This window comes from Nocardiopsis sp. TNDT3 (assembly GCF_003427465.1).
Classification (GTDB): domain Bacteria; phylum Actinomycetota; class Actinomycetes; order Streptosporangiales; family Streptosporangiaceae; genus Nocardiopsis; species Nocardiopsis dassonvillei.
Genome location: NZ_QPFC01000246.1, coordinates 1 through 11,986, shown reverse-complemented (window position 1 = coordinate 11,986; position 11,986 = coordinate 1). Strand labels below are relative to the sequence as shown.

Genomic DNA, 11,986 nt, shown 5'->3' with positions numbered 1-11,986 from the left:
TCACCGCCCAGGGCGGCGCGGACCAGGGGCAGGGCGGCGGCGGGCAGGGTTCCGCCCACCACGGAGAACCAGGCCCGGCAGCCCGCGTTGAGCCCCGTCGCGGCGACGCCGTCACCGGAGACCCCGACGCTCACGTGGTCGGGCACGGCCGCGCGGACCGCCGCCACACGCTCGCGGGCGGCCACCGGGTCCGCGGGCACCGGCGGGATCTTGATCGCGGCCACGGCGGGCAGCGCGGCGACGCGCGCGTACAGTCCGGTCGAGAAGGTGAAGTGCGTCGTGCCGGGGTTGTCGTAGACCACCAGGGGCACCGACAGCTCGGCGGCGACGGTCGCGTAGAGCGCGAACACGTCCTCGTCGGTGAGCGGCTGGTAGCTCACCGGAGCCAACAGCACGGCGGACGCACCGGCCTGCTGGGCGTCCTGGGCCAGGGCCTGCACCTGGGAGGTGCGCAGCGCGCCGATACCGACGACCACCGGTGTGCCGTCCGCGTGCTGTACCGCCGTCCGGGCCGCGCGGCGGCGCTCCTCCCGGTCCAGGTAGGCGTAGGAACCGGTCGAACCCAGCGCGCCGATGGAGTCGACGCCCGCCTCCGCCAGGCGGGTGACCAGCCCCGCGTAGGCCCGCTCGTCGAAGCGGTCGTCGTCCAACGGGGTCAGCGGAAAGGCGCTCAGGCCGGTGAACATGATTTCTCCTCACGTGTGCGGGGCGGGTGTGGCGGCTTAGCGCTCCGCCCCTGCTGGTCGCGGGGGCCTCGGCGTCGGCGAACGCCACCCGCCCGGTCGCGCTACCGGGACCGCTGCTGCGCCTTCCACGCCCGGTGGAGTTCACGCCGGCGCTCGTACTCCCTCTTCGCGCGGTGCTGCGGATCGGTCTCGGGGGTCAGGGACGCCGGGCCCATGACGTGCAGGAGCGCGTAGTTGATACGGAACCCCGTCCTGTACAGCAACGAGAACGAGTCCTTCCCACGCGGCTTGTCCATGGCCGTCCACCTCACTGTTTCCGGGATCGCGGACGCGCGCCGCGAGAGTGCGAGAGAGCGGGGAGTCCATCGCCGCGGAAGCGGCGGCCCTCCCCGCTCAGCAGCGTATCCGCCCGGTTTCCACCGCCCCGTCCGACCCGTCCTGTACGAGTACGGCCTCCGAACGGCTTCGCGGCTTCCGGCACCGCGGCACCCGAACCGCCGTCCGGGCCGCGCGGCGGCGGTCGTCCCGCTCCCCCCGCCTGTGGGGCGGGCCCCTCACCCGGGTCGGCGGACATCGGCCCAGGTCAACCTCTGTTGACCGCTGGTGTCGGCCGTCATACCGTGGGAGCGCGCGGTCGGCCGAACCGGCGGCGCCCCCTTCTGTGAAAGGCACCCACATGGCCACCATCCTGGTCACCGGCGCGTCGGACGGACTCGGCCGAGCCCTGGCCGAGGACCTCGCGGCGGCAGGGCACCGGCTCCTGCTCCACGGCCGCGACACCGGACGGCTCGCACAGGTCGCCGCGGACACCGGCGGCGAGGTCTACCGGGCCGACCTCTCCTCCCTCGCCGGGGCCAAGCGGCTCGCCGCCGAGGTCGCCGCCCGCCACGACCGGCTCGACGTGCTCGTCAACAACGCCGCGGTGGGCTTTCGGATCGACGGCGCCGAGCGCACGACCTCGGCTGACGGCCACGAGTTGCGCCTGGCGGTCAACTACCTGGCGCCGGTGCTGCTCACGAGGGAGCTGTTGCCGCTGCTGCGCCGGTCCGCTCCCTCACGGGTGGTCAACATCGCCTCCCGGGGACAGCAGGAGTTGGACCTGGAGGATCCGCAGTTCGAACGCGGCTTCACCGAACCCGCTGCCTACCGCCGGTCCAAGCTGGCCCTCATCAGCCACACCCTGGACCTGGCCGGGGAACTGGTCGGCAGCGGGGTCACGGTCAACTCCCTGCACCCGGGGACCTACATGGAGACCTCCCTCACCAGGGCCGCGGGCGTGGAGTTCCACGACCCCCTGGAGAAGGGGGTGGCCGCCACACGCCGTCTGGTGGACGCGCCCGAGCTGGAGCGGGTCAGCGGACGCCACTTCGACGACGGCGTGGAGACACCGCCCTCCGTCCCCGCCGCCCTCGACCCCGGGTACCGCCGTCGTCTCGCCGAACTGACGAACGAACTGCTGGAGAAGTCCGGCGTCTGACCGGCGGGGCGGGTCGGCCCCCGACGTCGGCTGAACGGCGGAGGCCGGGGCGGTGGAGTCAGCGTTCCTCGGTCCCGGTCTCCGACACCTCGACGCGGTCTTCCCGTGCCACCACGGCCCCTTCGGGGGCGGTCTCCGAGGTCTCACCGGTGTCCGGATCGTAGCCGTCGGCCCACTCCCCGGTCCCGAAGTCGAAGCCGACCGGTTCGCCCTCCTCATTGGTGCGCTGGTACCACTCCGTGTAGCTCTCGTCGGTGGAGTCGATGCCCGCCCCGGCTCCGTCCCCGGGCCGCGATTCCACGACCTTCAGGGAGAAGTCGTCGCCGTAGCGGTCCACCCCCTCCGTCACGGCGTTGTCCATCGCCGTGTCGATGTAGTGCATGCGCAGGGTGAGGGGATCGGTGCGCAGCTCCCTGAACCACGCGACGACGGCGAGGACCAGTACGAGCGCGAAGGGCACCGCCGTGACGATCACCAGCTGCTGCAGGCCCGTCAACGCCGTCGCGTCGCCCAGAAGCAGCATCACGATCGCGATCCCCGACATGACCAGGCCCCAGAAGACGACCACCCACAGGCGCGGGTTCTGGTCCCCCTGCGTGGTGAGCATGCCCATCACCACCGACGCGGAGTCGGCGGCGGTGATGAAGAAGATCGCGAGCACCACGATCACGACGAAGGGCAGCCACTCCACGTACGGCAGGTTGTCGATGAGGGCGAAGAGCACCTCGGGCGCGGGCATGCCCTCGGTGAGACCGGGGGCGCCCTCCCGGTACATCCAGATGGAGGTTCCGCCCATCACCCCGTAGGCGACGAAGAGCAGCGAGGACGGGATGATGATCGTGCCGAGGGTGAACTGGCGGATGGTGCGGCCGCGGGAGATGCGCGCGAGGAAGATGCCCACGAAGGGCGACCAGGAGATCCACCACGCCCAGTAGTAGACGGTCCACAGCGACTGGAACTCCTGCGTCTCGGGACCCCACGAGAGCGATCGGCCCATCATGTCGAACAGGGAGCCGAAGTACTCCATGACCGCCGAGGGCAGCAGGTTCAGGAGGAACAGTGTGGGGCCGAGGAAGAGGAAGACCGCGACGATGCCGATCGTGAGCACGATGTTCACGTTCGACAGGAGCCGGATGCCCCGTGCGACGCCCGAGACCGCCGAGACGACGAAGCCGACGGTCAGGACCGCGATGATGACGACCAGGGTGTTGTTCGTGAGGTCCCCGGCGCCCGACACGATGCTGACGCCGGAGCCGATCTGCATCGCCGCGATACCGAGGGCGGCGGCGGTGCCGAAGAGCGTGGCGATGATCGCGAAGATGTCGACGAGCTTTCCGGCGAAACCCTCGGTGAGCCGTCGGCCGAACAGGGCGCGGAAGATCGAGGACATGAGCAGGGGACGGCCGCGGCGGTAGGCGGCGTAGGCGACGGCCCCGCCGACCAGCGCGTAGACGGCCCACGCGTGGAAGCCCCAGTGGTAGTACATCTGGGCGAGCGCCGTGTGCATGGCCTCGACCGACTCCGGCTCGTTCGTCAGCGGAGGCGGTGAGATGAAGTAGCCGAGCGGCTCCGAGGGCCCCCAGAACAGGACCGCCACACCCAGCCCGGCGGCGAACAGCATGGCCGTCCAGGAGAACGTGCTGAACTCGGGCCGCTCGCCGTCCTTGCCCAGCGGGATCCTCCCGTAGGGCGAGAACGCTATGCCCACGGTGGAGACGAGCACGACGATGGCCACGACGTTGAACATCCAGCCGAGGTTGTCGGTCGACCAGTAGAACGCCGTCTCGGCGACCGCGGCGACGCTTCCCGGCGACCAGATGCCCCAGACGACGAAGGCGACCGTCAGCGATCCGGCGACCGCGAAGACGAGCCAGTCGACCCGGTAGCTGCGGCGCTGGTCGTCGATCGAGATGCCCGGGACGAGGACCGGGTGTGTGTCGTGGGGATACGTGGGGTGCTGGTAGTCCAGGCTCCCGAGCGCGGTGTGGCCCGTCCGGCTCCGCGGCGCCGAGGCCCGGTCCTTGCCTTTCTCGTCTTTGTGTTCCTTCCTGCGACGGCTCGTTTGCTCTTTGTCTTTATGTGGTTTTTCGGGCATGGCGAACACAGCCTCACGAATAGTGGAGCAGGGGCGCGAACCGTGCCCGGGGGCACGAACGCACGCCGGAAAGGTTGATGAAAAGGGTGGGAGAACCGACGACCATGTCGCCTGGACCCGGCGGGACTAGCAGCCGCTGCCGCCGGGCGTGCCACCGCACAATACGTGTGCCTCGCCGCGTACGCGCTGATGCTGGGAAGCTCCGATCACCGTTTGCCGCGATGCCGATCGGATGTCCCGGAGGGCTCCTGGCCGCGGCTCACCGTGCCTGACCACGGGCTGTTTTCGGGGCTCACCGTGTCGGTCGGGTCGTGGGGCGGCCGGGTCGCCGGGTGCGGTTCGGGCCGTAGGTCCTCTTGTGAGCCCGGATCCGGGTCGGCCTTCCACCAACGATGCGAATTTCGACATAAGCGACGACAATAACTGTGGCGTGGGCAGTTGTCAACCGGAAGGGCGAAAACTCGGTGCGTCGATCGGATGGCGCGTTCGCGGTCGAGGCTTTTTTCTTGGTTCTTCTTGTCGGTGAATTCCTCTGCGGGGTCAGGTGTGCGCGTTTCCTTCGGGCCGCTGTGGCGGGCTTGGTCATCGTTCGCCTCGCGGGCCGGGCGCCGCCCGGTCGCCTGCCCGCCATAACGGTGAACGCCATCGTCGGCAGAGGTCGGATTCCGTACTCCGGCCCCGCCCCGGAGTGCGCGCCGCCGGGTCCCCTGCGTGGGTAACGTCCATAAGCGAACAGGGTTCGGATCGACGGCGTGCCGGAACTGCCGGAAGGACAGGGGGCCGCAGTGTCATGGGTCGGACGGATCGCCGACGCCGTCGAGCGGCGTCCGAGGAATGTCGACATCGCGTGGGATGTGGTCGAGGCGCGCCTGGGCACGGCGCTTCCCGCCGACCACAAGGAACTCTGCCGGTGTTCCGGCGCGGGGGAGTCCAGCGGTTATGTGCATGTGTACGGTGCGCCGAGGGCTGTGCCTGCGAGAGGGCCGGTGGGCGTGTGACCAGCTTGATAGACCCCTGGCCGCTGGATCTTCGGATGAGTTGCCAGACCGACGCTCCCCCTCTTCACCAGAGCGAACACCGTCATGTCTCGAGCGCGGAGGAATGGGCCAAGGTCGAGTAGCTGCGATTCCCTCCTACAACGAAACGCGCTCACCCCGGGCCCGACGCTTCAAGTACTCCTGCTCGAAGCGAGTCCCCCTGACACGCCGGCTTCCGGGGTAGTGGTTGTAGCCGCGGTACTCGCGGCCACGAGCGGTTACGGCGTAGGCGCCAAGCCAGAACTGTTCCGACTCCTTGCCGGCCTGGTATCTGGAGAAACCGGCGAGTGCGGTGCTCGGAACCTCCCGACTCGCATGGCCTCGCACCGTCAGTGGAAACTCCACCTCTGGTGCTGTGATTCTTGCCAGATCGACGCCCGTCTCGCGTGGTGCTCGGCGGAGAACGAACCCGGCCTCGGCGATCACCAGCGGCGCCGGAAGTTTGTTCCGGATGCTGAGTCTGTAGGTCTCGGGTTCCTCCCACGGCCTCCAGAAGAAGTCCCACGGCGCTGCTCTCGGGTCGGGGGAGCGGCCCGAGAAGCTCCAGCCGGGGCTGACGCTCGCATCGTTGGGTCCGTGCGATTCCCCGACGTTCACGATCTGGATCACGTCACCGTGCACCACGCCAGCTTGCACGACTGGCCCGTGAGGATCTCCGGTGAGGTGGTTGCTCGTCTCCATACGTACATAGTGGTACGCCTCGGAGGTTGTCGCATCGAAGGGCTGACGTGCGGCCGGACACGTGGGTCCAGGGTGTGCCTATCAATCTTGGACGAGTGGACCTCACACGGGGTTTCTCAGCCCGATGGGTGCGTTTTGACTGAGGTTGAACTGAAGAGCGCGTATGGAGCACACATCGCCCAAAAAAGCTGTGAGGTCCTTTTACGGGATCCTCGTGCACTCCGTCTGAGCTGGGTTTTCGTGGCGTACCCGGCAGGGTTCGAACCTGCGGCCATCGGATGAGAATTTCGCTGGATACGTACCGTCACGTGTCGCTTTGCAACCGTCGGTCCCCTACCATCCGATCAGCCGTGCCGTCGGATGCCGTGTGGTGACGCCCGGTGTCGTCCCAGTCCGCAACTGCGGAGCGCGAACGGAGCGCACGCCGGCCCCTGGCGGTATCCGATGGCACCTCGCGAGGTCCTGGTGCGCTGCGGCGGATTCTCGCGCGAGTCCGTTGAGTGGCCCTTTCGGTCGCGTCTGTCGTGCGTGTGCGTCTCAGTCCTTGGCGAACATCCCGTGGGTGAGCAGCCGCTGGTTGGCCGCGCTGCGTTCGGCGACCACCGAGGGGTCGAAGACCGGTGTGTCCAGGCCCGGTCGCATCACCGGTTCCAGGAGCATGGGGCCCAGGACGAGGAAGAGTACCTGGTAGGGGGCCCACCGCTCATCCGTGCCGCCCATCGTCGAGAGCCGTACCCGTACCCCCTCCAGCAGACGGGCGAAGAGGCGGGCGCTCAGGTCGCTGCCTTCTGCCAAGGCGCGGCGGAGGTATTCACGCCGGATCGCGTCCGTTCCGAACAGCCTGGCGCTGGCCTCGCCGAAAGCAGCGAGGCTCTCCGGTGCGCCTTCCCGCTCGCCGATGTCGGAGAGGACCGTGTCGAAGGCGTCCAGGACGTCCTCGTCCACGGCCTCGCGCAGTTTCTCCTTGGAACCGAAGTGGTGCCGGACCAAGGCGTGAGAGACCCCGGCGTCGGCCGCGATGGCGCGGAGCGAGGTGCTGGAGAAGCCGTGTTCGGCGAACAGGCGCAGCGCGGACATCCGGATGCGGGCCCGGCCGGTGAGATCGGCACTGTGCGTCATGGGCGCACAGCCTAGCCGTCCCACCGGCGGGGCGCCGTTCACAGCACCCGGCGCAGGTAGGGGGTTCGACTGGCGCCCCAGGCCAGCGCGAAGCTCAACACCAGGCCACCGACGGCGGACAGGGCGAAACCCTCCCACGGGCCCGCGGCCAGGGCGCCCGCCGTGTACTGCAGGGCGACGACCACTGGAACGTGAACGAGGTAGACGGTGAAGGCCAGCCCCGCCAGGGCGAGCGGCAGCCGACTCGGCCGGGCGGCCCACCGGCGGAACAGCACGAGCAGGCCGATGGACAGGGAGACGCACATCAGCGTCTCCACGGTCGACCACAGCAGGGAGCCGGTGTTCCAGCCGCCTGTGGTGTACCACCTGTCCAGTTCCTCACCGAAGGCCAGGTGGGCTCCGGCGAGCACCGTGCCGAGGGTGAGCCAGGCATACCCCGCGCGGTCGGGGAAGGCCGTGAGCCAGCCCTGCCGGTAGGCGAGGAGGCCTGTCACGAAGAAGGAGGACTGCAGGGCCAGGTCGCCGGGCTCGGCTTGGATGAACTCCAGGAGCGGGACCCAGGTGTCCACGGGATACCAGACCCGCAGTGCGAAGGTCGCCAGCGCCACCAGGGCCACGAAGAGCAGGATCGCGGCGGTCGAGGGGGCCCGGGGAGCAGTGTCCGTGGAGGAGGAGGGCGCCCGGCTGCGCAGCCGGGCCGTCAGAGCGCGCCACAGGGCGTACAGGAGGGCATAGACCAGCAGGTGCTGGATGAACCACAGGTGGGCGAACTGGCGGTCCGGCCAGATGGGGCCGGACCAGCCCTGCGGTCGATCGGCACCGCCCATGTAGACGTCGGCGTAGTAGGCGGCGAAGCCGAGGTCGGGGTGAGGACGGAAGTTCAAGTAGTAGGCGTACATCAGGACCGGGACGACCACCAGGAATCCGACGAGGACCAGCGGCAGGAACCGCCGGAAGCGGTCGCCCAGGAAGGCCTTGGGGCCCTTGCGGTCGTAGGCCGCCGGGACGAGGTAGGCGGAGATCAGGAGGAAGAGGCTCATCAGAAAAGTGCCCGCGACGAGTGCGGCGTTGGAGAGCAACGGCGCCTGGGCCTGGTCCTCGAAGTACCACCAGTCGGCGGGGCCGTAGGGCTGTGCCGCGTGGAGGAGTACGACGAGTGCGATGAGCAGGAGTTTGAGGTGGTCAAGGTAGTACAGCCGACCGTTGTCGGCCTGCGGGTACTGTCCAGTTGGATTCTTTACTGTCCACATGGACAGTACGCTAAGCGGGCGTGTTGACGGCTGCCAGGGGTTCGCGTTGATATCAGGGAATTCTCCGGGATCTCCCTTGGGGTGCGTGGGCTGTCGGTGCTACGGCCTCAACGGCGGGCTGTCACCCGGGCGGGTTGGTGGAGTTGGCGCCCAAGAGCGCGGCGAGCCGCCGCATGCTCGTGCTGGACCACACCACCACCGGGGTGTTGCGCCGTCACCAGTGGCATCAGCAGAAGGAGGCTGAATCTCATAGTCGGGTGTGGGATGCGCGCGGGTTCGTTTCACCGCTGTGCGGGGTGGTCCGCTGGCTCCTCAGCGGTTGTCCCGGCTGTTCCGGAAACTGAACACGGAGAGTGGGTCGCCGCCGGTGCGGTGGCACGATCTGCGCCACGGTGCGGCGACGTTGGCGCTGGCGGCGGGGGTGGAGCTGAAATGTGGTGCAGGCGATGCTGGGCCATGCCAGCATCGTGCTCACCGCGGACACCTAGTCCGGGGCGCATCCCGCGCAGTGCTGTTGCCGCCCCTGGTGGCGTATCCGCGAGCCCCGCGCCGGGGTGCCCTTGCGCGGCACAGGGCGGAGCAGTCCATGGGACTGGCCAGGGACCAAGGCCGAGGGCGGGACCGCGGGGGCGCAGTAGACGGGGCTGCGGCGCCCCCGGCCGACCCCTCAGAAGCGGCTGCCGGGCCTGGCCACGCTCACCGGGCCGGAGAACCCGCGTGCCGCGTGCAGGGCGCCCTCCTCCCACATGCCGGGGTCGGCGAAGTGGGTGAGGACCAGGTGGTCGACCCCGGCCTCCGCGGCCAGGTCACCGGCCATCGCGGCGGTGAGGTGGCCGTGGCCGGTCAGGGCCTGGTCGTCGGCCTCCAGGTAGGTCGACTCGCACACGAACAGGTCGGCCCCCTCGGCCGCGCGCACGACGGCCTCGCAGTACCCCGTGTCGGAGGAGAAGGAGACGACTCTGCCGCCGTCGGGGTCCTCGAACCGCAGCGCCGCCGAGGGGACGCTGTGGTGGGCCCGGAAGGAGCGGAAGGAGGCTCCCGCCGCCTCGTAGCGGGTGGTCCCGTCCATGGCCATCTCCCTGGGCTCGAAGGACTGGGCGATGGGGCTGTTCATCGTGGGCAGCGTCGGGATGCCGAAGACCGCGTCGAAGGCGGCCAGGCGCTCTGCCTCCCCCTCCGGGTAGTACAGGGGGATGCGCGGCAGGACCTCGGGGAAGGTCCACCGGTAGGCCCAGGCCATGAGGTCCAGGCTGTGGTCGGCGTGCAGGTGCGTCACCACGATCCCGCGCAGCCGGTCCAGCCCGTAACGCGTGCGGTAGGCCAGCAGGGACCCCGGCCCGGCGTCGACCAGCAGGATGCCGTCGCTGGTGTGCAGCAGGTAGCAGGAGGCGGGGCCCTCCGGGGTGGGAGCGGTGGCGTTGGAGCCGAGGATTTCGAGTTCGAGCACGGGTTCCTCCGTCGTGGGGTGGTCCGGCGGCATCAGGGGCGGAGCCGGGGTGCTGCTCTCAGCGAGCGGTGCCCTCAGCGGGCGGTGTCCTCAGGGCACGTTGGTCTCAGGGCAGGCTGGTCTCAGGCCGCGGGAACGAGCAGGGTGGCGCGGCCGGGAACGACCGCCAGCGACACGGAGCGGCCGATCCGGGCGTCGGGCGGAACCCGCACGCCGAACACGTGGCCGTGCGCGTCGACCGTGAGGCGGACGGCGTCGCCGACGAACTCGGCGTGCGTGACCTGGGCGGTCACTGAGCGGGCGTCGTCGCGGTCGGTGACGGTGAGGCTGTCGTCGCGCAGGAGCAGGCGGGTGCGGCCGTGCCGGGTCGGCCCGGTCCGCAGGTCCGACGCGGGGATCCTCCACCGGCCGCCGAGCACCGCGGCCTCGCCCTGGGAGGGTTCGGCGTCCAGCAGGACCGCGTTGGCTAGGAAGTCCGCGACGAAGGCGTCGGCGGGATCCTCCCAGAGCTCCCGGGGCGTCCCGAACTGCACCAGGGACCCCTCGCGCATCAGGGCGATCCGCGACCCCAGGGACAGGGCCTCGCGCTGGTCGTGCGTGACGATCAGCGTGGCGCACCCCGAGGAGGAGAGCATGGCGGACAGCTCCCGGCGCAGGCCGCCCCGCAGCTGCGGGTCCAGGGCCGCCAGGGGCTCGTCCAGGAGCAGGACGTCCGGCTCGACGGCCAGGGCCCGGGCCAGGGCCACGCGCTGGCGCTGGCCGCCGGAGAGGTTGGCCGCGCGGTCGGCGACCGGCCGGTCCAGGCCCTCGGGGTGGCCCTCGACCAGGTCCGCGGCCGAGGCGGCGCGCAGGGCGTCCAGCAACCGCTCCTCGTCGCCGTCCGCGCCGGTGTCCAGGTTGGAGCGCAGGGTGCCCTCGAACAGGGTGGTCCCGTGCTCCTCCACCAGGACCGCCTCGCGCAGGGCGTCCAGGGCGAGTTCGGGGACGGGGACGCCGCCCACCGTGAGCGTGCCGTCCAGGGCCGCGGGTTCGGCCCGGCCCGAGAGCAGTTCCAGCAGCGCCTCGGCGTCGCGGGGGTCGGTGGTGAGCACGCCGACGAGTTCGCCGGGGGCGAGTTCGAGGTCCACCCCGCGCAGCGTGCGGTAGCTGACCCCGGACAGCGCGACCACGGGCTCCTCCGCACAGGCGCGCTCGCCCGGGGTGACCGCGTCGGGGGCGTTGAGCAGGCGTACCAGCCGCCGGGCGGAGGCGCGGGCGGTGGCGAACAGCTGGCCGACCATGCCCAGACTCTGCACGGGTTCGGCCAGGAACTGGGCGAGGCCGATGACGGTGACGAGTTCGCCGACGCTGAGGCGTCCCTGGAGGGCCATCCACCCGGCCACGCCCGCCACGCAGGCCAGGAAGACGGCGCTGGCTGCGGTGACCAGGCCGCGGTAGACGCCGTTGCTGGCGGCGGCGCCGACCGAGGCGTCCAGGGCCAGGGCGCTGGCCCGGCGGTAGCGGGCGGCCGCGTTGTGCCGCGCCCCGATGCCCATGAGGACGCGCAGGCCGCTGACCAGGTCGGTGGCCAGGGCGGTGGCCCCGGCGGCGGTGGCCTGCTTGGCCTCGCTGCGCCGGGTGATGCGGGCGGCGGGCAGGCGCAGGAGCAGCATGAGCAGGGGGACGCCGACCAGGACGCCGATCCCCAGGGGCACGTCCACGGCCAGGAGCGCGACGGTGGTGACGATGATGGCGACCGCCACGGCGATCGAGGCCGACCAGGCACGCACGTACAGGGCGGCCTGCTCGGCGTCGGAGGTGGCCACCGACAGGACCTCGCCCGCGCGCAGGCCGCTGCGCTCGCCGCGCGGGTCCAGGGCGCGGCGGGCGGCCTCCACCCGCAGCAGGTGCGCCTCGTTCTCGACGGCGCGCAGGGTGAAGCGGGCGCCGTTGCGGTAGGCCTGGGCCAGGACGGTGAAGAGCACGACCATGCCCGCGACGCAGACCGCGAGGGCGCCGACGTCGCCGGAGAAGACGGCCCAGTCGATGGTCAGGCCGATGGCCACCGGAACGAGGGCCTCGGCGACCTGGTGCAGGGAGAGCAGGACCACGCCGACGAGGACGCGGCCTCGGTTGCGCCGCAGGGTGCGGCGGCGCAGGGCGCGCACGCTGTCGGGGACCCCGCCCCCGGGAGTGCGGGGGGAGCGCCGTTCGC

General features: G+C 70.6%; 9 protein-coding genes. 1 reads left to right on the top strand and 8 read right to left on the bottom strand.

The genetic code is table 11. The annotated features are described in order from the left end of the window. Positions 1-686 (bottom strand): dihydrodipicolinate synthase family protein (locus DQW06_RS06765; protein ID WP_157983362.1); only part of this gene is annotated, 686 nt, incomplete at its 3' end. A 101-nt stretch (positions 687-787) separates the two neighbouring features. After that, positions 788-982, bottom strand: a complete 195-nt coding sequence (locus tag DQW06_RS06760; RefSeq protein ID WP_013152937.1) for a hypothetical protein — start codon at positions 980-982, stop codon at positions 788-790. A 380-nt stretch (positions 983-1,362) separates the two neighbouring features. Here DQW06_RS06760 and DQW06_RS06755 point away from each other — a divergent pair, with 380 nt between their 5' ends. Further along, positions 1,363-2,163 carry an SDR family NAD(P)-dependent oxidoreductase gene (locus DQW06_RS06755; protein WP_013152938.1) on the top strand — a complete coding sequence of 267 codons (801 nt, stop codon included), beginning with the start codon at positions 1,363-1,365 and terminating at the stop codon, positions 2,161-2,163. Positions 2,164-2,221: 58 nt separating this feature from the next. Here DQW06_RS06755 and DQW06_RS06750 read toward each other — a convergent pair whose 3' ends face one another. The 6 genes from DQW06_RS06750 to DQW06_RS06715 form a co-directional block, all read right to left on the bottom strand. Then, positions 2,222-4,258, bottom strand: a complete 2,037-nt coding sequence (locus DQW06_RS06750; protein ID WP_117198155.1) for a BCCT family transporter — start codon at positions 4,256-4,258, stop codon at positions 2,222-2,224. Between the two features lie 1,133 nt (positions 4,259-5,391). Then, positions 5,392-5,976 (bottom strand): hypothetical protein, encoded by a 585-nt coding sequence (locus DQW06_RS06740; protein ID WP_126624978.1) that lies wholly within the window; start codon positions 5,974-5,976, stop codon positions 5,392-5,394. A gap of 537 nt (positions 5,977-6,513) precedes the next feature. Next, a complete protein-coding gene (locus DQW06_RS29790; protein WP_013152941.1) occupies positions 6,514-7,095 on the bottom strand; it encodes a TetR/AcrR family transcriptional regulator in 582 nt (193 codons plus the stop codon). Positions 7,096-7,133: 38 nt separating this feature from the next. Next, positions 7,134-8,345, bottom strand: coding sequence for an acyltransferase family protein (locus DQW06_RS06730; RefSeq protein WP_013152942.1), 1,212 nt, complete (start codon positions 8,343-8,345; stop codon positions 7,134-7,136). Between the two features lie 667 nt (positions 8,346-9,012). After that, the gene (locus DQW06_RS06720; RefSeq protein WP_071623195.1) at positions 9,013-9,792 is read right to left on the bottom strand and encodes an MBL fold metallo-hydrolase; all 780 of its coding nucleotides are present in this window, start codon (positions 9,790-9,792) and stop codon (positions 9,013-9,015) included. 122 nt (positions 9,793-9,914) lie between these two features. Continuing rightward, positions 9,915-11,986: ATP-binding cassette domain-containing protein (locus DQW06_RS06715; RefSeq protein ID WP_117198154.1), on the bottom strand; the 2,072-nt coding region annotated here is incomplete at its 5' end.

Excerpts from the sequence above, each read along its gene's own strand:
- DQW06_RS29790 (WP_013152941.1), bottom strand. The coding sequence starts at position 7,095 with ATGACGCACAGTGCCGATCTCACCGGCCGGGCCCGCATCCGGATGTCC.
- DQW06_RS06750 (WP_117198155.1), bottom strand. The coding sequence starts at position 4,258 with ATGCCCGAAAAACCACATAAAGACAAAGAGCAAACGAGCCGTCGCAGG.
- DQW06_RS06740 (WP_126624978.1), bottom strand. The coding sequence starts at position 5,976 with ATGGAGACGAGCAACCACCTCACCGGAGATCCTCACGGGCCAGTCGTG.
- DQW06_RS06760 (WP_013152937.1), bottom strand. The coding sequence starts at position 982 with ATGGACAAGCCGCGTGGGAAGGACTCGTTCTCGTTGCTGTACAGGACG.
- DQW06_RS06730 (WP_013152942.1), bottom strand. The coding sequence starts at position 8,345 with ATGTGGACAGTAAAGAATCCAACTGGACAGTACCCGCAGGCCGACAAC.
- DQW06_RS06755 (WP_013152938.1), top strand. The coding sequence starts at position 1,363 with ATGGCCACCATCCTGGTCACCGGCGCGTCGGACGGACTCGGCCGAGCC.